A 20,443-nucleotide genomic window follows, 5' to 3' on the forward strand; every position below is an offset into this window, starting at 1 on the left:
AAGATATACACATATCTCAAGGTTATCCACAAGTGTCCTGCCAACGTGTGTGGAATTGGGGATAAGTATACGAGTAAGTTGTGGATACGACTTATCCACAGCTGATTTATCCACATAGATTGTCCACATTGTGGGTTATCCACAAAAAGAATCCATAAATTCCTGGTGAAAAATGTATTGAATTCTGTAGACTCATCTGTTATTCTTTAATAGTTACAATTCTAAAAGCTACACACAGGCAATAGGTATCATGGAGGTGTATTTAATATGGTAAAACGTACTTACCAGCCAAATAAACGTAAGCACAGCAAAGTGCACGGTTTTCGTAAAAGAATGAGCACAAAGAACGGACGCAAAGTATTGGCCCGTCGTAGAAGAAAAGGTAGAAAAGTACTTTCAGCCTAATCCCCAAGATCATCTGATATAGGTGATCTTTTTTTGTGCATATAGGCGTGCTGTTTTATAAATTTCGTGTAATTTTGTATAATGAAATATCATATGTGAGAGAGCGTAATAGTGATGAAAAAGAGATTTAGAATAAAAAAAGAACGTGATTTCCAGCTTGTTTTTAAAAAAGGAAAGTCCTATGCAAACAGGCAATTCGTCGTCTATCTGGCTGATCATCCGAAAACTGATCACATGCGTCTTGGCATTAGTGTGTCAAAACGTCTTGGAAATGCCGTAAAACGCAACAAGATCAAAAGGCGGATACGTGTTTTTTTCCAGCATCATCAGAATAGGCTAAAACCGAGAGAGTACGTTGTCATCGCTCGGCAACCGGTCAGCAGCATGGATTATCACCAGATGGAGAAATCGCTATTACATGTGCTGAAAATCGCAAAATGCATAAAATGACATGGGAGGCACCGTCATGGACAAAGTCTACAGGGATGAAACTGTTGATCGTGCAATCGCAAAGGGACTCAAAGAACTTAGACTGTCGGAAGCAGACGTCAAAATCGACGTTGAGGCAGGAGGCAGAAAGGGACTGTTTGGTTTAGGTAAAAAGGAAGCAGTCGTCAGACTCACTGTCATCAACCCTGAACTGAAGAGCTATGGCTCACTTGACGCATTGGCTGCAAGGGAGCCAGAGGGCGCGGATACGACCGAGCTTAAAAAATCGTCGGAGGATCAAGTGCAGGAACAGGTGCCTGAATCGTATGAGGTGGAAGAAAAGATCGCAAATCCAGACAACCAGGAGCAAGAGAGCGTTCCGATCCAGGAGACGGAGCGAGTCGAGCCGGCGAAACACGGGATGTCATTTGAGGAAGCGGCAGAGGAAACGAGACGCTATATCGAACGGGTCGTAAAAGATATGAACATTGAGAGAAGCAGTACCGTGAGTCTCAGGCATAACGAAATCCGCATTGAACTCTCCTCTCCAATGGCAGCTAAACTGATCGGTAAACGCGGAGCAACACTCAATGCTTTGCAGGAATTAGGTCAGCAATTCTTCAATTCCATCTATAAAAGCTATGGTTCCATTTTGCTTGATGTCGAGAACTATCGTGAAAAGCGTCGTGAAACCCTTGAAGAACTGGCCGTAAATATGGCCAAAAGGGCGCAGCGTACGAATGGTGTAGTCCGTCTTGATCCAATGCCTTCAGCAGAACGGAAGATTATGCATCATGCACTGAGTAGAATCAAAGGTATCGAAACTCACTCCGAGGGATCGGAGCCAAACCGCTATATCGTAATAGAAAAGAAGTAAAGGAGTATTGCATCATGCAATTAGAAACAATATCCAGCATCTCCACCCCGGTGGGTGAAGGTGCCATCGCAATCGTGCGTCTATCGGGCGTCGATGCTGTTGAAATTGCAGACCGTCTCTATCAAGGGGCGAAACCTTTGTCATCAGTAGATTCGCATACAATTAACTACGGGCACATCATGGACCCCGAGACACAGGAATCGGTGGAGGAGGTCATGGTCGCGATTATGAGGGCCCCTCGGACCTATACGCGTGAGGATATCGTTGAAATCAATTGCCATGGTGGCGTACACACGGTTAACCGAGTACTTCAACTTACATTAAAGCATGGTGCCCGTATGGCAGAGCCGGGTGAATTTACAAAACGTGCTTTTCTGAATGGCAGAATCGACTTGTCTCAGGCAGAAGGCGTTATGGATTTCATCAGATCGAAGACGACTGAAGCATCCAAAGTCGCGAATCAGCAAATGCAAGGCAGACTGAAGTCGTATGTCGAGGATCTGCGCCAGAGCATCCTTAACATACTTGCCCAAGTGGAAGTAAATATCGACTATCCGGAGTATGATGATGTAGAGGAAGCGACGACTGAATTCCTCCAAGAAGAGTCCCAGAAAGTTAAAAATGAAATCCAGAAGCTGCTGAAAAGCAGTACGCAAGGTAGGATTCTCAGAGAAGGACTCAGTACCGTCATCATCGGCAAGCCGAATGTCGGCAAGAGCTCCCTGCTCAACTATCTCATTCAGGATAATAAAGCCATCGTAACCGATGTTGCGGGGACGACCCGAGATATTCTAGAAGAGTACGTGAACGTCAATGGTATTCCACTCAAACTGATAGATACAGCCGGTATACGCGATACCGACGACATCGTTGAGAAAATTGGCGTCGAACGCAGTCGTCAGGCACTAAAAGAGGCGGAACTCATCTTGTACGTGCTCAACAACAACGAAACATTAACAAATGAAGATGTTGAGATCCTCGATTCCATGTCGGATCAGAAGGTCATCAATATTGTAAATAAATTGGATCTCGAAACAAAATTGGATGTAGAAGATCTAAAATCAAGATATCCTGAAATGCCAATCGTTAAGACATCAATCATTAACAGTACAGGTGTGGATGAACTTGAAGACAGGATTGCCGCTCTATTCTTCGAAGGTGAAATACAGTCTGTGGATTCCACCTATGTATCGAATAACCGTCACATCCATTTGCTTGAGCAGGCAGCTTCGGCAATATCTGATGCGATAGAATCTGCTGAAATGGATGTTCCAGTGGACATCATCCAGATTGATCTTGTAAAAACGTGGGAACTACTCGGCGAAGTGATTGGTGAGGATGTCAGCGAACAGCTGATCGACCAACTCTTCAGTCAGTTCTGTCTCGGAAAATAAAAGGAGGATAACTATGGCGGATAATATGAAATACGATGTTGTTGTCATTGGTGCAGGACATGCCGGCGTCGAAGCGGGGCTGGCTTCTGCACGCAAAGGACTTAAAACCCTCATGCTGACAATCAACCTCGATAATATCGCCTTCATGCCCTGCAACCCTTCTGTCGGAGGGCCTGCGAAAGGGATCGTAGTCCGCGAAGTCGATGCGCTCGGTGGACAAATGGCGAAAGTAATAGATAAAACACACATCCAAATGCGCATGCTCAACACTGGTAAAGGGCCGGCCGTCCGCGCACTCCGTGCACAAGCAGATAAGGTTTTGTATCAGCAGGAGATGAAACGTGTACTAGAAGATGAACCGAACCTTGATATTCTTCAGGGTATGGTGGACGAAATGATCATCGAAGATGACGAAGTCAAAGGTGTCAGAACAAATATTGGCACAGTATATGAAGCAGATGCTGTTATTGTTACGACAGGTACGTTCTTGCGAGGCGAAATCATCTTGGGAGATTTGAAGTATTCCAGCGGACCGAATCATCAGATGCCTTCTGTACCTCTTGCAGATCAGATGAAAGAGCTTGGCTTCGATATTGTTCGATTCAAAACCGGGACACCACCGAGAGTCAATTCTGACTCCATCGACTACTCGAAAACTGAAATTCAACCAGGAGATGATGTGCCGCGCGCCTTCAGCTTCGAGACGACTGAGTTCATCATGGATCAGCTGCCTTGCTGGCTGACTTATACTACTGAGAACACACACATTATCATCAACGATAACTTGCATCTCTCAGCAATGTACTCCGGCATGATTAAAGGTACAGGACCACGCTACTGTCCATCCATTGAAGACAAGATTGTCCGTTTCAACGATAAGCCACGTCACCAAATCTTCTTAGAGCCTGAAGGTCGGGATACAAAGGAAGTCTACGTACAAGGTCTCTCTACGAGTATGCCTGAGAATGTACAAAGAGAAATGCTTTCTTCTATTCCAGGCCTTGAAAATGCTAGAATGATGCGTTCCGGTTACGCTATCGAATACGATGCGCTTGTACCGACCCAGCTTTGGCCGACGCTTGAGACGAAGAAAATCAGAAACCTCTATACTGCAGGTCAAATCAATGGCACAAGCGGTTACGAAGAAGCAGCAGGACAAGGCCTTATTGCAGGCATCAATGCAGCAAGCAAGTTGCTAGGGGAAGCGGAGCTCGTGCTCAGCCGTTCCGATGCGTACATGGGCGTACTCATCGACGACCTTGTAACGAAAGGGACCAACGAACCGTACAGGCTTTTGACTTCAAGAGCAGAGCATCGTCTGCTACTCCGCCATGACAATGCCGACATGCGCCTGACGGAAATTGGTCACGACATCGGTCTGATTTCAGACGCGAGATACGACGCTTTCCAAGTGAAGAAGCAAAACATTGAAAACGAACTGGACCGTCTGAAAGGTATACGCATCAAACCAAATGCACTTGCTCAGTCTATTATTGCTGAAAAAGGTGGCACAGCACTGAAGGATGGCATCCTTGCCATCGAGTTGCTGAGACGTCCTGAAATGGATTATGATTCCATTATGACTATAATGGAAGAAGAGACGACTCTTACACAAGAAGAATATGAACAAGTCGAAATCCAAGTGAAATATGAAGGGTATATCAAAAAGTCGCTCCTACAGGTTGATAAGGTCAAGCGTATGGAGAAAAAGAAGATACCAATGGATATCGATTACGACGCCATTCATTCACTCGCTACAGAAGCACGCGATAAATTAAAGACAGTCAAGCCGCTTGATATTGCACAGGCTTCACGAATTTCCGGAGTGAATCCGGCAGACATCTCCATCCTGCTCGTCTATATCGAACAAGGTGACATTAAACGGGTGAATGCATGAGAGAAGCACAGTTTATTGAGGCACTGAAGCAAGAAGGCATAGAGTTGAACGACATTCAGATTAGCCAGTTCCGGAGATATTTCGACATGCTTGTCGAATGGAACGAGAAAGTCAATCTCACAGCGGTAACCGACGAAGCGGATGTTTACTTGAAACATTTTTACGATTCACTTACACCTTTATTTCATGTGGATATTCCTGAAGGTGCCAGTATTTGTGATGTGGGTGCTGGAGCTGGTTTTCCGAGCATCCCGCTAAAGATAGTCAGACCAGATATCAAGGTAACCATCGTAGATTCGCTGAACAAACGCATCCTGTTTTTAAATGAACTGACTGCAGAACTCGATCTTGATAAGATGCACTTGGTGCATGATAGAGCAGAGAATTTTGCGCAAGGTGCACAGCGCCACATGTTCGATATCGTGACAGCACGTGCAGTGGCCCAGTTGAATGTGTTAGCAGAACTCTGCTTGCCGCTCGTCAGAACAGGCGGACGCTTCATAGTCCTTAAAGGGCGCAAAGGTGTTCTGGAGCTTGAAGAGAGTCAATTCGCTTTGGAACTGCTTGGGGGAGAGCTTGAAGGCACGCATAACTTTACACTTCCTGAAGAAGATAGTGAGCGCTATATACTGGATATCAGAAAACGTAGAAAATCACCCGGGAAATATCCAAGGAGAGCGGGTACTCCTAATAAATCTCCACTAAAGTAAAAGGCAGGTGTGGCAAGTGAAGAAACCATTTTCAAGACTTTTTGGTCTGATAGATAAAAGTGAAGATCAGCAGGAGAATGTGTCATTACAGCACTTGCCGATGGAAAATATCGTTCCGAATCGGTATCAGCCGCGTACAGAATTTGATCATGAAAGGATTCGTGAACTGGCTGATTCTATCGAAGAACATGGATTGCTCCAACCTATCACCGTACGTCCGATAGAAGAGGGCATGTACGAGATTATTGCAGGAGAGCGCAGATTCAGGGCATTAAAGATGCTTAATCGCGAAGAAGCGGAAGTCATCGTCAAGTATCTAACCGACACGGAATCTGCTGCCATCGCGCTGATAGAAAATATTCAGCGCGAGAATCTCTCCAGTATAGAAGAAGCGAAAGCTTACAAGAAGCTACTCAAGATGGATGGCATTACACAGAAGAATTTGGCGCAGAACCTTGGAAAGAGCCAGTCTTTCATTGCAAATAAGCTTCGTCTTCTGAAGCTTTCCGATGAAGTGATCGAGGCACTGCAGAAACAGGAAATTACAGAACGCCATGCCAGATCGCTGCTCAGCCTGGAAGATGAAATGCAGAGTGAGGTTCTTGAAGAGATTAGACAGGAAAAAATGACAGTCAAGGATACCGAGCAAGCAGTCAGAAAAAAGCTCAAGCACAAAAATGGTGCGCTTGATTTCAACGGAGATGTCTCTTTCGTCCTGAATGATCTTAATCGTGAATTGGACAGGCTCAAGGATAAAGGATTCGATGTTTCTTATGAAACATCCGACGAAGCGGCGTTCCATGAAGTGACGATCAAGATATATAAATAGACACTCACGTGCGTGGGTGTTTTTCTTATGTTACAAATGACGAACTGCCTGATATAATAGCAACATGTGATTTCTACATATAGGAATGTTGCACTGGAGGTAGTGGAGATGGCGAGGCAGAAAGGGTTCGGCAAAAGTCTCGGGAAGGGACTGGATGCCTTATTTTCAGGGAACAGTGAAGGTGAAACAGTCATTGAACTTGAAATTTCCGAAATTAGAAGAAATCCATACCAGCCGAGGATGGAATTCAATGAAGAGAAACTAAAGGAACTGGCTGAATCGATTGAGAGACATGGCGTCATCCAGCCCATCATTGTCAGAAAATCGGTCAAAGGCTATGATATCGTCGCTGGAGAGAGACGCTACCGTGCAAGTAGGCTACTGGCGCTTACGACCATTCCGGCCATCGTCAAGGAGATGACAGATACAGAAATGATGGAGTTAGCCATCATCGAAAATCTGCAACGCGAGAACCTCAATCCCCTCGAAGAGGCGCTGAGTTATCGGCAACTTATGACAACATTGAACATCACCCAGAACGAAGTGGCGCAGCGACTTGGTAAATCAAGACCTTATATTGCCAACATGCTGAGACTGCTCAAATTGCCACAGTCAATCCGGCAGATGATCAATGATGATGAACTCTCAGGGGCTCACGGACGCACCCTATTGGCGTTAAATGACCCTGTGCAGATTGAGCGTGCAGCAAAGCACGCAATCGCAGAAGGGATGAGTGTCAGGGCACTTGAAACTTATGTCAAAGATCTCAAAGACCGAGTGGCCCCTAAAAAACAAAAAAAGAATCAGAGCAGACCAGCTTTTATCGAACGGCACGAAGCCGTGCTAAAGGAACGGTTCGGTACAACAGTTGAAATTAAGAAGCAGCGTAAAAAGGGCACGATCTCCTTTGAATTCAGAAATGAAGAAGAATACAAGCGCATCATGTCCTTATTAGAAAACGATTAAATGAAAAGTGAAGGTGAAAGAGTGTGAGTTTGTTTGATTTGGGAACAACTATAGGTGCAGAGCCACCAAATTTAGATTTTGTGGAAGAAATTGTAGATGAAGTTAGTAATCCTGAGCTATGGGTTAATCTCAGCCAAAGCATATTAACAGCAATAATATTAATCATCGTTGCGATGATTCTTGTTAAAATCGTCAATAGATTAATAGCAAACCTCTTCAAAGCTAAAGGAAAATCACGTTTGAAAGGTACAGATAAACGTAATCAGACGCTCATAAATGTACTTCAGAATACCGCCACGGTCTTTATTTGGTTCGTCATCATCATGATGGTACTAGAATCATTCAACCTACCAGTACGAACGCTTCTAGCGGGTGCCGGCGTCGTTGGCCTAGCGATTGGTTTTGGTGCGCAGAGTTTGGTAAAGGATATTATCACCGGATTCTTCATACTTCTCGAAAACCAGTTTGACAAGGGCGATTTTATTAGGGCCAATACCTCTGGCACTACAGTAGCGGAAGGTGAAGTACTATCTTTCGGACTTCGTTCGACAAGAATACAAGGCTGGGAAGGCGAGTTGTTTATCATTCCTAACGGTATCATCAACGAAGTGGTTAACTTTTCTCGTTACAATGCGATATCGATGTTGGATGTAAATGTCGCAGTCAAAGAGGATGTCAAGCGAATAGAGGGTATACTTGAGTCCTACTTTACTGCACATTGGCAAGAGGAGGAAACATTAATCGCGAAGCCTGAGGTTCTCGGCCTCCAAGGTATTCAGAATGGTGAAGCGATAATCCGTGTTATGCTTGAAACGAAGCCAATGGAGCACTTTGGAGCAACACGTCGCATGCGCCAGGCAATCAAGAGTCACCTCATTGAACAAGGTATTGAAATTTCAGTACCCAAAATGGATATTCAGCAGTTCGATGTCTCTAAAAACAAAGGTGAATAGTCATGACAAAAGAATATGATTTAAATGATATTATTGAAATGAAAAAGCAACATCCTTGCGGCAATAGACTATTTCGCATCACACGCATGGGAGCGGATATCAAAATCAAGTGTACCCAGTGTGACCGAATCATTATGATGCCAAGACGTGATTTTGAGAAAAGAATGAAGACAGTTAGACAAAAATATGAAGCATAAAGGTGATTATAAATGGCTTTGACAGCAGGTATCGTCGGTTTGCCAAACGTTGGTAAATCCACACTATTTAACGCAATAACTAAAGCAGGTGCACTCGCAGCAAACTACCCATTCGCAACAATTGATCCGAATGTCGGCATCGTTGAAGTGCCCGATGAGAGACTCAATGTACTGACGGAAATGGTGGAACCGAAGAAGACCATCCCGACTGCTTTTGAATTTACAGATATCGCAGGGATTGTCAAGGGCGCTTCCAAGGGTGAGGGACTTGGCAATAAATTCCTAGCCCACATACGGGAGGTAGACGCAATCTGTCAGGTTGTACGCGCATTCGACGATGAGAATGTAACACACGTCTCAGGTAAGATCGATCCGATTGATGATATTGAAATTATCAATATGGAATTGATTTTTGCAGACCTTGAGAGTGTAGAGAAACGGTTGCCACGCCTTGAAAAGATGGCAAAACAAAAAGATAAGGAAGCAATGGCTGAACAGGCACTGCTCATAAAAATTAAAGAAGGATTGGAAAATGACCAGCCGGTTCGCGCCCTTGAATTTACTGAAGAAGAAGCGAAACAGGTCAAAACCTTGCATCTTTTGACGCAAAAACCAATGCTTTACGTCGCAAACGTTGCAGAAGAAGAACTCGCTGATCTCGATCAGAATGCACACCTTAAGTCCATTCAGGAATATGCTGAGAAGGAAGGTTCCCAGGTTATTGTAATCTCAGCTAAAGTCGAAGAGGAGATTGCTGTGCTGGATGAGGAAGAGAAAGAGATGTTCTTGGAGGATCTCGGCATTGAGGAATCCGGTCTGGATAAGCTGATCAAAGCGGCCTACGGACTGCTTGGGCTTGCCACATATTTTACAGCAGGCGTAGAAGAAGTCAGAGCGTGGACATTCAAAGAAGGCATGACAGCACCGGAATGTGCCGGCATCATCCACACCGATTTCCAAAAAGGATTCATCCGTGCAGAAACCGTCAGCTACGATGACCTTGTCACCAACGGTAATATGGCAAAAGCCAAAGAAGCCGGTAAGGTGCGTCTTGAAGGTAAAGAGTACATTATGAAAGATGGAGACGTTGTCCATTTCAGATTTAACGTATAGAAACATTGTAAAATGAATCGATGACTGGTATAATACTGGATTGTGAGTAATGAAAATTATTCCTTGCCTATTTCCATGTAGATAGGCCGCTAAAGACCATAAGGAGGTGTAGAAGATGAAAGCATATGAAATTCTATATGTTATCCGCCCAGATATCGAGGAAGACGCGAAAAAAGCGCTTGTTGAGCGTTTTGACAACGTATTGACTTCCCAAGGAGCGGAAATCGTCGAATCAAAAGAGTGGGGTAAACGTCGTCTGGCTTACGAAATCAATGATTTCAAAGAAGGCTTTTATCACATTGTCAAAGTCAATGCTGATGTGGAAGCAACAAACGAATTCGATCGTTTGGCTAAAATCAACAATGATATGATTCGTCACATCATTGTTGTTGATGAACAAGCTGAAAACAACAAGTAATAATACAATGGAGTTGATTACATGCTGAACCGTGTTGTATTAGTAGGGCGTCTTACTAAAGACCCTGAACTGAAAGTCAGTCAAAGTAATATTTCTGTAGCGACCTTCACACTGGCGGTCAACCGTCCGTTTACAAGTTCGAATGGTGAGCGCGGTGCTGACTTCATCAACTGTGTGGTTTTCCGTAAACAAGCAGAGAACGTCAACCAGTATTTGAAGAAAGGCAGTCTTGCAGGAGTAGATGGCAGATTGCAAAGCCGTTCCTATGAGAACAAAGAAGGCCAAAGAGTATATGTGACTGAAGTAGTATGCGATAGTGTCCAGTTCCTGGAGCCTAAAGGGCAGCAGGGGCAAGGCAGTAATCAACAGTACAATAACAATTCCGCAGATAGCTACCAGAATGAGTATGGCAACCAGTCCACTGGTTCCAGACCGGCACCCCAGCAGTCGAGTCGTAACTCGAATGAAGAAAATCCATTTGCAAATGCAGATGGGCCGGTTGATATCAGTGATGATGACCTACCATTCTAATCGATACCCAAGATGAGGTATTTGTAATAAACGTGTGAAAGTGTGTGTGTGCATATATAGGATATAGTGTGTGTATCCTATATGAGAGACATTCTGGATAATCCGGAATGTCTTTTTTATTTCACAATAAATCGCCTAGGGCGTGTTCTCTAATACTTCTTCTATGTTTATAATTGTATATGAACCTTTAATTGAGAATGGAGTATTTTTATGAGAAGAATAATGCTTCTATGCATATCATGTGTTTTTTTGATGGTCGCAGGATGTAATAGTGCTTCAACTGAAGAAAAGCAATCTATTACGGTCTCAGCGGCTGCCAGTCTTAGTGGTGCGATGGAGGATATCGAAAAGCTTTATGTAGAAGTTCAACCAAACGCTGAATTGTCTTTCAATTTCGGCGGGTCTGGTGCATTGCAGCAACAAATATCCCAGGGCGCGCCTGCAGATCTTTTTATTTCAGCAGCGGAAGATAAGTTTCAAATTCTGCTCGATAATGGAAAAATTGATGACGCTGCTCATACTGAGTTGCTCGGCAATTCGCTCGTACTCATTGTACCAAGTGGAAATGAACCACTCAGCATGGATAAATTAGATCAGGTTGATAGATTTGCTATAGGTACGCCGGAGACTGTACCGGCTGGTATGTATGCCAAAGAAGCATTGACAGCTTCTAATTTATTTGATGATGTTGAGGCAGATATTGTGTATGCAAAGGACGTTAGACAGGTGCTATCCTACGTGGAAACGAAGAATGTCAATGCAGGAATCGTCTATCGGACGGATGCACTTGAGAGTGATAAAGTCGATATCAGTGAGGAAATTTCCGCTTCTCTCCATACACCTATTCTTTATCCAGCAGGCGTAATGAAAGATTCAAAAAATCATGAGGCTGCCTTAGAATTCTATGAGTTTCTTCAATCTGAAGCGGCACTAAAGGTGTTTGAAGACTATGGATTCACTATTCACTGATATTACGTTAGAGGCATTTCTTGAGCCGGTTCTTTTATCTTTAAGGGTGTCGATCATTGCATTCCTTGTTGTTTTTATCCTTGGTACCTTCGTAGGCAGATGGATGGTCGATCGCAGTTTTCAAGGTCAATCCATCGTCGAGACATTCATTATGTTGCCACTCGTGCTACCACCGACAGTAGTCGGATTCCTATTAATTGTTATCTTCGGCAACAATAGCTTTATCGGCGAATGGAATACATGGATTTTCAACCAGCCTGTCATCTTCACTTGGTATGCGGCAGTGATTGCCAGCACGGTGGTTGCCTTTCCGCTTATGTATCAGTCTGCCAAAGCAGGATTTCAAAATATCGATAGGGACATTGAAGAAGCAGCTAAGGTGGATGGCGCAGGAGGTTTTCAGACGTTTCTATACATTTCGATCCCGCTTGCATCAAAAGCACTGATAGCAGGAGGGATATTGAGTTTTGCTCGGGCTTTGGGAGAATTTGGAGCAACTTTGATGTTTGCTGGTAACATTCCGGGGGTTACTCAAACTGTACCAACAGCCATCTACATTGCGCTTGACTCTGGAAGGATGACGCTTGCTTGGATGTGGGTCATCACCATCGTCGTTATTTCATTTGTCATGCTATTCTTTGCTAGATCAAAACACCCGAGCCGCTAATTGTATAATTAAAAGCTACAATTGACATAATTCTCCGATTGACAAGAGGAATGTAAATGTGTAAAATATACCATGCACATACAAAGACACTTCCACACGTTCATAGGAAATAACAAAATTATAGATATGAACTTGCGGATGCAGTACTCACACACTACTGCAAAGTTACGTTCAATCTGTAGAGGAGGATAACTCATGGCAGGTCCAAGAAGAGGCGGTCGTCGCCGCAAAAAGGTTTGTTACTTCACAGCTAACGGCATTACGCACATTGACTATAAAGAAGTAGATCTCCTTAAAAAGTTCATTTCAGAACGTGGAAAAATTCTTCCAAGACGTGTAACAGGTACTTCTGCGAAGTATCAACGCCAGCTTACAAAAGCAATCAAGCGTTCACGTCATATGGCATTGCTTCCATATGTTAAGGAAGAGCAATAATATAGGCTAAGTGTTAACCCCTTGAAGCGGTAACGTTTCAGGGGGTTTTTTGATTGTAGAAATTTATAAAAGAAAATATGCGACTCTAATTTGTTAATATAGGAATAATAAAACTTATTATAAAAGGGGGGCGTTTCCAATGGTTGAACACAAGGAAAGACTTGAACAAGTGAGAGAAAGACTTCAGCGCGAAGAACTGAAAAATAATGCTAGCGGTAATTTAAGAGATACTTTCAATAGGACAAATAATGGTAGTTCGAATGATTTAGCAAGTAGTCTAGGGTGGAAGGGACTTGCTGTACTGATTCTTGCTATTACAGTAGTTGCAATCATTAGCTTCTTCATTTTCAATTAATCTCGATTGTTCAAATGGTGCTCACTTACCAAGTAAATTTATAAATAGGTATATTGAATCTTGCTAATTAGAAAATGAGGTTTACGTACGCCAGCCACAAAAAGGAAAGTTTGGTTTTCAGTATGATTACATATTTTTCTACTGGGGTATACATTCGGACAAATTATGCAAATGAAGGCAGGAATTATAGCGATATTTCGATAATTAGTCTATACTTGTTTACTTTCTTGAAAAACTTTGTCTTTGCGTTGCCATTATAATTAATTGTAGTAGGGTCTCCAGTCAGGTTTATTTTCGACAGAATTGCTTTCAATCAAACTACTGTAGCATAGTAAGATAGATATGAAGTAACAAATTTTAACGTACAATAAGACCCCAAATGACCTGAAGGCCATTTGGGGTCTATTATACTTTTAAAATCTATTTCTGTCGTTGTCTAGACGGTCATTATCTACGCTATCTCTTGAACGATCGTTACCGGGAGCACCTGTTGTAGAATCGGTTTCGTCGATGTCAACGTCTTCACGACGTACATCTTCGGACACATGTTCTGTATCTTTAATTTTATCTTTCTTGACTACAACTTCTTCGCTTATGACATCTTCTTTTTCAACATTAACACGTTCTTCATTTACAGAAACATTGATGGAATCATTATCTGTTTCGTTAATGTTACCTGCTGGACGGTCATCGTCTACAGGACGACGTTCAACTGTTACTTCTTCACGTTCTACAGGGACATCAAATTCCTGATGATCTGTTTCGACATGCTTTTCAACATTTACTTCACCGGTTTTGACATTTTCTTTGTCTACATTCAATCGTTCTTCGCGAAGTTGGATTTTCTCTTCATCGGTTAAGTCTGTTCTATCTGCAAATTCGTCATTGTTCAATGCTCTATCGTCCACGTTGTAATTACCTTCCCTTTCTCCTAGTGCACCATCTCTCTCGGAGTCCACTACATTTTGGTCACGGCGACCTTCCACCATGTCATCATTGATTACACGTGTTTCTGTGTTTTCCCCACTGTAGTCTGTGCCAACTTCCGGCCGTTCAGCACCATCAACGTAGCTGTTCTCATCTCTTTCGCGATCTGAGCCAATACCGTCAGTAGCAGCTGTCGCTCCTGCGGCACCAGTTAAACCTGGGCTGTGCGCACCACCTGGCGTAGCATCTGGTCGGTTTGCAGACTTACCAGTATCTACTCTATCAGCATCGTCTTCTAATAGAGGATCGGTTGGGTAGTCAGTTGTATCGCCTTCCATTTCATCGTTGACATACAAAAGGATTTTACCACTGTCGAGTGCTTGCTTGTACTCGTCTTCTTCTTGCGTACTGAGGTTTAAGTTAGTCATCACACGGTCTTCAGGTTGCTCAGCAGTAAACCATGAGACGATCTTGTCCCAAGTGCTTCCCTCGGATGTTTTATACTCTACATCGGTATAATTCAATGAAGAACCTTCGAGTTCTTCTCTAGATACTACTGTAATCTGGTCTTCGTTTACACCTTCAGATTTGAGTTGCTCAATTCTACCTAGCATTTCTTGTTCACTTGTGTACGATTCAATTTTACGCATAATGTTTACCTCCACTTTCTATAATTTAAGTGTTGTCGCTTTTACTAGTGAATTAATCATTTTCAAATTCTAATAACACATTGCATGTAATTAGAATATACCCATAGTGAAGTCTCATAAACTAGGTGTAAAAAATTAAATAGACATTGATATAGACAATATGGAATAATATTCTAGAAGGGGTGGGAACATTTGGAAAATGTAGGAGAGCGGATAAGAAACAGGAGAAAGTTAATGGCATTGTCCCAGCTGAAATTAGCTGAGAACATAACATCGCAATCGGCAATATCAAGATTGGAGAATGACATTTATACAATCCCTTTAAACGAGCTAATAGATGTTCTAGAGAGGTTGAAGCTGGATATTCATGAGGTTTTATGCGGAAATTCTAAGACTCTAGCTCATACAGTAAGAGAAAAATTAGATAAAGCACGGGAACAACTCGACTATGATAAGATTGATTTAATTTTAAAAAGCCATGAAAGAAATCTGTGGAACGATTCTCCGGAAATGAGGGGTTATAAACTTTGGCACGAAGGGCTTGTAAAACAATCTAAAGGAGAATATAGAGCTGCAATAATTTCAATCAATCGAGCAATCGAAAAAAACAAAAAAAATGAAAAGATGTACGAACTAGTTGCAGAAATGCATTTAGCAAAAGGAAACATCTTCAATGCTCAAAACTTGAATGATTTGGATTCTTACAAAGAAGCGTTGTATTATTACGAAAAATCTAGAAAGCGCTCTCATAAAATAGTCGTTAAAATCTTATATAATCTCTCAGTGAAATTCTGCGAAGCTGGAGAGCATGAGAAGACGCTCAAATACTCTAATAAAGCATTGCACATACTTCATAATCATGAATCTACATATCTTATCTGCTATGTATCTTATATGAAGATGTCTGCTCTGTTGAATTTAAATAGATTCGATGAATATTATGAATTTAAAAAGAAGAGTAGAATATTTTTTGAAATCGCAAATAAACTACAAATGCTGGTTAATTTAGAAAATTATTCTGAGGAGAATACTTTCTAACAAATCGTCATTTTTTACAGCGATTCTTCTATAATAGAAGTGTTCTGTAATTGGAACACATATTACAAATTGTGGAGGATCAGAAATGAAAAACTTGTTTGTACTTTTTACAGTATCATTACTTTTAGTAGGTGTGAATGGAGTACCAATTAAGGAAGATGTATCTGAACAGCCCCATAAATGCTGGTGCCCTGAACATATCTTTTAAGCAAAGGTGGTTGGTGAGATGAGAAATCTTGAAAGTCCCGTTATGCGCTTGATATGTTTCAATCACTACAAGATCTTAAGTCTGTTAGATCCGATAAACCGTTCTTCGTATAGCTACTATATGGATATCCTTGTTGAAGGGGTACAGAAGAGATATCCTGATGTTCTTGAAATGATAGATACAGAAGGAGTGGCGCTGGATGTTTCTGACGAGGTAGACACAATTCTTGAAATGTTTACCACCTTGGAAAAGTCATTAGATTCTCTACCTGAGGACGTGCGCAATGATATTACCGATAAATATCATGTGTATTTCAGCGGGTTTGATTGTAGTAGTAAAGTCGAGCATCATTGTTTTACATATTACAATTTTCTAAAGCGTCACCAGAAAGTGCAAATCCAAAAAAGAAAAGGCCATTATAAACTCTCGCTTTCCCATTACAGGCAAATGCTCGTTACGTACCGCTCTTTGGGAAATGCGACAGTACTGTCATCTAATCAGATCAGGAGAATCTGTATAAGAAAAGGACGAGAGTCGCAACTAATTCGTCCAAGACATATTAACCCCACTGATACAGAAAATCGAAATGGGTTTCAGCTTGTAAAGGAAGATATAGTCTCTTTCAAGGAATAGTAGTCATAAAAAACGATATGGAGAGTGATCTACGCCCTCCACATCGTTTTTTACTTGACGTAGTCTTTGGCTTCCGCTTTGAAATCTGCTTCAGCACTTTCGTCTCTCTCCTGATTTTCTTTTCTTCGTTCCATCATCTCATAATCGTTGTAAAACAGTAGGTAATTGCCTTCGCTAATTCTGAATAGATATTTCTCAATCTCATCATCGTCAAATATATGGTAATGCAAAAAGCTTTCCGCGGGCTCATTTTTAGCCAATATTTCTTTAAGTCCTCTATCATCGGTGATATGCGTATGGTATGTTACTTCTGTATACTCGAGAGCTTGGAATTCTGTATCATCTCTACCAAGAAGATGAACATCCTCTTCGTAATAACCTTCGGATTTCAACTGGATAATTCGATCGAGTACAGCTTCTTGACTATTGTAAAGTTCAAAATAATTCACAATTGATCTCCTCCTCGAATTTTATGTAAGTTTCAATTCATATTCCCCCTCTCTTGCAATAAAAACGCAATATTAATCAAATTTTCAGTATTATCTATCTTATTCTAAATACATTGTCTATGGTAAGCTTTTTTGCTATCATAAGTAATTAATTATTTTATTTCATATAATCATAATAATATGGATTATGAGTTTCTAGGCTTTACCTTAAATAAAGCTACTATGAAATAACAATTGGATATTCGGCATCGGCTGTATTTCTATTGTTCCTATCATATTATCTTATTTAAGGTGCACTATTTAAAAAATAGGAGGCATTAAGAATGTGGGAGAGAAAGTTTGAAAAAGAAGGTTTGACGTTTGACGATGTGCTACTGGTTCCAGCGCACTCTGAAGTATTGCCAAAAGAAGTGGATTTATCCGTTCAGCTATCAGATAGAATCAAATTGAACATTCCTGTATTGAGTGCAGGTATGGATACTGTAACTGAATCAGCCATGGCAATCGCAATGGCGCGACAAGGCGGTCTAGGTGTTATTCATAAGAATATGTCGATCGAACGCCAACGCGACGAAGTAGAAAAGGTTAAACGTTCCGAGAACGGTGTCATTACCAACCCGTTCTTTTTAACAAAGGAAGAGCAAGTGTTTGCAGCTGAACATCTGATGAGTAAGTACCGTATTTCGGGTGTGCCAATTGTCAATAATCCGGAAGAGAAGAAGCTGATTGGTATCATTACAAATCGCGACCTTCGATTCATTGAAGATTATTCGAAGCCGATTGATGACGTCATGACAAAAGAGAATCTCGTGACTGCTGATGTGGGTACGACACTTGACCAAGCAGCAAAAATCCTACAACAGTACAGAATAGAAAAACTCCCTCTGGTTGATGAGAACGACATATTAAAAGGGCTCATCACAATAAAAGATATAGAGAAGGTCATCGAGTTCCCTGATGCAGCAAAAGATGATCAGGGCAGGTTGCTAGTTGCAGCTGCCATCGGTATCGCAAAAGAAACAGAGAAGCGTGCCCAGGAACTAGTCGATGCAGGTGCTGATGCACTCGTTATTGATACAGCGCACGGTCATTCTGCAGGAGTACTTGCAGCAATCAAGGATGTTCGGGAGAAATTTCCGGAAGTAACATTAATTGCTGGCAACGTAGCGACAGCAGAAGGTACAAAAGCACTGATTGATGCAGGGGTGGATGTCGTCAAAGTGGGCATCGGTCCAGGTTCGATATGTACAACACGTGTCGTTTCAGGTGTAGGGGTGCCTCAGGTCACTGCTGTCTACGATGCCGCTTCTGAAGCGCGCAAGCACGGTAAAGCAATCATTGCAGATGGGGGTATCAAACTTTCAGGGGACATCGTCAAGGCGCTAGCAGCCGGCGGTCATGCGGTCATGCTCGGCAGCCTGCTTGCCGGCACTGCAGAATCCCCAGGTGAAACAGAAATCTTCCAAGGTAGAAGATACAAGACTTACCGTGGTATGGGTTCATTGGGTGCGATGGAGCAAGGCTCAAAAGATCGTTATTTCCAAGAAGATTCAGAAGCTAAAAAGTTTGTGCCTGAAGGTATTGAAGGACGTACAGAGTATAAGGGGCCGTTGAACGACACAATCTATCAGCTGATGGGTGGGCTGAGATCCGGCATGGGCTACACAGGATCTCAAAACCTCGAGTTCTTGAGAGAACAAGCACAGTTTGTGAAAATTACGGGCGCCGGATTGATCGAGAGTCACCCGCATAATGTTCAAATTACTAAAGAATCCCCAAACTACTCTAGATAAGATAGGAGCACTGCTGAAAGATGGAAATGGCTAAAGAACAAGAACTTATACTGGTTATCGACTACGGCAGTCAGTATAATCAACTGATCACACGACGCATCCGGGATCTCGGAGTCTATAGTGAACTCCACAACCCAAGCATTACGATAGATGAAATTAAAGCGCTCAATCCAAAAGGCATCATACTCTCCGGAGGACCGCGCTCCGTCTACGCAGACGATGCATTCACGGTGGACCCAGGTGTATTTGAACTGGGTGTCCCTGTACTTGGTATCTGCTACGGCATGCAACTGATTACACAGTTGAACGGCGGGGAAGTTGTTCCCTCAAACGAAAAAGAGTTCGGCCCGACTGAAATCAGTCTCGATGTCAGTGCATCACTGTTCAGTGGTCTTGCGGAGAATGAAATCGTACTGATGAGCCATAGTGACAAAGTGACGCGTATTCCGGAAGACTTTAAGCAGATTGCCTACACACCACTGTGTAAATATGCAGGTATACAGCACGAAGAGAAGCATATTTATGGTGTTCAGTTCCACCCGGAATCCAAACATTCCAAAAATGGTGATACTTTCATTAAAAACTTCATTCGTGATATCTGTGGGTGTCACGGCGAATGGACAATGGGCAACTTCATCGACATCGAAGTGGAAAAAATACGTGAAGCAGTCGGCGATCGGAAAGTACTGTGCGCAATGAGTGGCGGTGTGGATTCCTCTGTTACCGCTGTACTGATGCACAGAGCCATTGGCGATAATCTAACATGTATATTCGTCGATCATGGTCTGCTCCGTAAAGGTGAGGGTGATATGGTCATGGAGCAGTTTGGTGAAGGCTTTAACATGAATATCATCAGAGTCGATGCAAAAGACCGTTTCATGAGTAAGCTTAAGGGTGTTGCGGATCCTGAACAGAAGCGCAAGATTATCGGTAACGAATTTATCTACGTGTTTGATGATGAAGCGACCAAATTAAAAGATGTAGAATTCCTAGCACAAGGTACGCTCTACACGGATATTATCGAATCTGGTACAGAAACTGCAACGACAATCAAGTCGCACCATAACGTAGGTGGCCTACCAGAAGACATGCAGTTCAAACTGCTCGAGCCACTCAATACCTTATTCAAGGATGAAGTGCGCGCGCTTGGTATTGAACTCGGTATTCCAGAACACCTTGTGTGGAGACAGCCATTCCCAGGCCCTGGTCTTGGTATCCGCATACTTGGAGAAATTACGGAAGAGAAGCTCGAGATTGTACGTGAAAGCGACTGGATTTTGCGTGATGAAATCAGCAAAGCTGGCCTCGACCGTGAAATTTGGCAGTACTTCACTGTCCTTCCAGACATCCACTCAGTCGGCGTTATGGGCGACTACCGTACTTACAGCCACACTATCGGTATTCGTGCTGTCACAAGTATTGATGGTATGACAAGTGAGTTCGCGAGAATTGACTGGGATGTACTTGAGAGGATATCGAAACGTCTTGTTAACGAAAGCGAGCAGATTAATCGCGTTGTATACGATATAACGAGCAAGCCACCTGCTACAATCGAGTGGGAATAGTATATGAAATCGTTAAACCGCTCTGGCCATAAAGG

23 protein-coding genes and 1 riboswitch are annotated in these 20,443 nt (G+C 42.5%); of the genes, 21 read left to right on the plus strand and 2 right to left on the minus strand.

The features are described from left to right. Positions 1 to 267: 267 nt before the first annotated feature. The 17 genes from rpmH to ACFOJ8_RS11945 all read left to right on the plus strand — a co-directional run bounded on the left by rpmH (position 268) and on the right by ACFOJ8_RS11945 (position 13,145). On the plus strand, positions 268 to 405 hold the full coding sequence (gene rpmH, locus ACFOJ8_RS11865; protein ID WP_000240855.1) for a 50S ribosomal protein L34: 138 nt from the start codon (positions 268 to 270) through the stop codon (positions 403 to 405). A 114-nt stretch (positions 406 to 519) separates the two neighbouring features. Then, complete coding sequence (gene rnpA, locus ACFOJ8_RS11870) at positions 520 to 855, plus strand: ribonuclease P protein component (RefSeq protein ID WP_380650896.1); 336 nt, start codon at positions 520 to 522, stop codon at positions 853 to 855. Positions 856 to 871: 16 nt separating this feature from the next. Continuing rightward, a complete protein-coding gene (gene jag, locus ACFOJ8_RS11875; RefSeq protein WP_380650898.1) occupies positions 872 to 1,711 on the plus strand; it encodes an RNA-binding cell elongation regulator Jag/EloR in 840 nt (279 codons plus the stop codon). Between the two features lie 14 nt (positions 1,712 to 1,725). Next, positions 1,726 to 3,105: a tRNA uridine-5-carboxymethylaminomethyl(34) synthesis GTPase MnmE gene (gene mnmE, locus ACFOJ8_RS11880; RefSeq protein WP_380650900.1), complete on the plus strand. Its 1,380-nt coding sequence runs from the start codon at positions 1,726 to 1,728 to the stop codon at positions 3,103 to 3,105. A 13-nt stretch (positions 3,106 to 3,118) separates the two neighbouring features. Then, positions 3,119 to 5,002 carry a tRNA uridine-5-carboxymethylaminomethyl(34) synthesis enzyme MnmG gene (gene mnmG, locus ACFOJ8_RS11885; protein ID WP_380650902.1) on the plus strand — a complete coding sequence of 628 codons (1,884 nt, stop codon included), beginning with the start codon at positions 3,119 to 3,121 and terminating at the stop codon, positions 5,000 to 5,002. Then, on the plus strand, positions 4,999 to 5,712 hold the full coding sequence (rsmG, locus tag ACFOJ8_RS11890) for a 16S rRNA (guanine(527)-N(7))-methyltransferase RsmG (protein WP_380650904.1): 714 nt from the start codon (positions 4,999 to 5,001) through the stop codon (positions 5,710 to 5,712). Before mnmG ends, rsmG begins: the two co-directional genes overlap by 4 nt. 16 nt (positions 5,713 to 5,728) lie before the next feature. After that, complete coding sequence (locus ACFOJ8_RS11895) at positions 5,729 to 6,541, plus strand: ParB/RepB/Spo0J family partition protein (RefSeq protein WP_380650906.1); 813 nt, start codon at positions 5,729 to 5,731, stop codon at positions 6,539 to 6,541. Positions 6,542 to 6,649: 108 nt separating this feature from the next. After that, positions 6,650 to 7,507 (plus strand): ParB/RepB/Spo0J family partition protein, encoded by an 858-nt coding sequence (locus ACFOJ8_RS11900; RefSeq protein WP_380650908.1) that lies wholly within the window; start codon positions 6,650 to 6,652, stop codon positions 7,505 to 7,507. A gap of 23 nt (positions 7,508 to 7,530) precedes the next feature. After that, positions 7,531 to 8,460 carry a mechanosensitive ion channel family protein gene (locus tag ACFOJ8_RS11905; RefSeq protein WP_380650910.1) on the plus strand — a complete coding sequence of 310 codons (930 nt, stop codon included), beginning with the start codon at positions 7,531 to 7,533 and terminating at the stop codon, positions 8,458 to 8,460. 2 nt (positions 8,461 to 8,462) lie between these two features. Then, complete coding sequence (locus ACFOJ8_RS11910) at positions 8,463 to 8,657, plus strand: DUF951 domain-containing protein (RefSeq protein WP_380650912.1); 195 nt, start codon at positions 8,463 to 8,465, stop codon at positions 8,655 to 8,657. Positions 8,658 to 8,669: 12 nt separating this feature from the next. Further along, on the plus strand, positions 8,670 to 9,770 hold the full coding sequence (ychF, locus tag ACFOJ8_RS11915; RefSeq protein ID WP_380650914.1) for a redox-regulated ATPase YchF: 1,101 nt from the start codon (positions 8,670 to 8,672) through the stop codon (positions 9,768 to 9,770). Between the two features lie 115 nt (positions 9,771 to 9,885). Beyond that, on the plus strand, positions 9,886 to 10,188 hold the full coding sequence (gene rpsF, locus ACFOJ8_RS11920; protein ID WP_380650916.1) for a 30S ribosomal protein S6: 303 nt from the start codon (positions 9,886 to 9,888) through the stop codon (positions 10,186 to 10,188). A 21-nt stretch (positions 10,189 to 10,209) separates the two neighbouring features. Beyond that, entirely contained in the window at positions 10,210 to 10,719 is a 510-nt protein-coding gene (ssb, locus tag ACFOJ8_RS11925) for a single-stranded DNA-binding protein (protein ID WP_380650918.1), read from the plus strand. A 210-nt stretch (positions 10,720 to 10,929) separates the two neighbouring features. Continuing rightward, entirely contained in the window at positions 10,930 to 11,688 is a 759-nt protein-coding gene (modA, locus tag ACFOJ8_RS11930; protein ID WP_380650920.1) for a molybdate ABC transporter substrate-binding protein, read from the plus strand. Continuing rightward, positions 11,669 to 12,355 carry a molybdate ABC transporter permease subunit gene (modB, locus tag ACFOJ8_RS11935; protein ID WP_380650922.1) on the plus strand — a complete coding sequence of 229 codons (687 nt, stop codon included), beginning with the start codon at positions 11,669 to 11,671 and terminating at the stop codon, positions 12,353 to 12,355. Before modA ends, modB begins: the two co-directional genes overlap by 20 nt. Before the next feature lie 195 nt (positions 12,356 to 12,550). Continuing rightward, positions 12,551 to 12,790 (plus strand): 30S ribosomal protein S18, encoded by a 240-nt coding sequence (rpsR, locus tag ACFOJ8_RS11940; protein WP_031546752.1) that lies wholly within the window; start codon positions 12,551 to 12,553, stop codon positions 12,788 to 12,790. A gap of 139 nt (positions 12,791 to 12,929) precedes the next feature. Beyond that, on the plus strand, positions 12,930 to 13,145 hold the full coding sequence (locus ACFOJ8_RS11945) for a DUF6366 family protein (protein WP_380650924.1): 216 nt from the start codon (positions 12,930 to 12,932) through the stop codon (positions 13,143 to 13,145). 413 nt (positions 13,146 to 13,558) lie between these two features. Here ACFOJ8_RS11945 and ACFOJ8_RS11950 read toward each other — a convergent pair whose 3' ends face one another. After that, on the minus strand, positions 13,559 to 14,722 hold the full coding sequence (locus ACFOJ8_RS11950; protein WP_380650926.1) for a DUF2382 domain-containing protein: 1,164 nt from the start codon (positions 14,720 to 14,722) through the stop codon (positions 13,559 to 13,561). Between the two features lie 192 nt (positions 14,723 to 14,914). Between ACFOJ8_RS11950 and ACFOJ8_RS11955 the strand changes: the two genes are divergently transcribed. Both ACFOJ8_RS11955 and ACFOJ8_RS11960 read left to right on the plus strand, forming a co-directional pair. Then, positions 14,915 to 15,760 carry a helix-turn-helix domain-containing protein gene (locus ACFOJ8_RS11955; RefSeq protein ID WP_380650928.1) on the plus strand — a complete coding sequence of 282 codons (846 nt, stop codon included), beginning with the start codon at positions 14,915 to 14,917 and terminating at the stop codon, positions 15,758 to 15,760. 226 nt (positions 15,761 to 15,986) lie between these two features. Continuing rightward, a complete protein-coding gene (locus ACFOJ8_RS11960; RefSeq protein ID WP_380650929.1) occupies positions 15,987 to 16,601 on the plus strand; it encodes a YfbU family protein in 615 nt (204 codons plus the stop codon). A gap of 50 nt (positions 16,602 to 16,651) precedes the next feature. Here the strand turns inward: ACFOJ8_RS11960 and ACFOJ8_RS11965 are convergent, their stop codons facing one another. Beyond that, the gene (locus ACFOJ8_RS11965; RefSeq protein WP_380650931.1) at positions 16,652 to 17,050 is read right to left on the minus strand and encodes a hypothetical protein; all 399 of its coding nucleotides are present in this window, start codon (positions 17,048 to 17,050) and stop codon (positions 16,652 to 16,654) included. Between the two features lie 142 nt (positions 17,051 to 17,192). Beyond that, positions 17,193 to 17,293: riboswitch (purine riboswitch) on the plus strand. A gap of 80 nt (positions 17,294 to 17,373) precedes the next feature. Here ACFOJ8_RS11965 and guaB point away from each other — a divergent pair. Together guaB and guaA are read left to right on the plus strand one after the other, a co-directional pair. After that, entirely contained in the window at positions 17,374 to 18,843 is a 1,470-nt protein-coding gene (gene guaB / locus ACFOJ8_RS11970) for an IMP dehydrogenase (protein WP_380650934.1), read from the plus strand. A 20-nt stretch (positions 18,844 to 18,863) separates the two neighbouring features. After that, positions 18,864 to 20,408, plus strand: coding sequence for a glutamine-hydrolyzing GMP synthase (gene guaA / locus ACFOJ8_RS11975; RefSeq protein ID WP_380650936.1), 1,545 nt, complete (start codon positions 18,864 to 18,866; stop codon positions 20,406 to 20,408). The last annotated feature ends 35 nt before the right edge of the window (positions 20,409 to 20,443 follow it).

Origin of the sequence: Salinicoccus sesuvii (assembly GCF_042648145.1) — a bacterium.
Taxonomy (GTDB): Bacteria; Bacillota; Bacilli; order Staphylococcales; family Salinicoccaceae; genus Salinicoccus; species Salinicoccus sesuvii.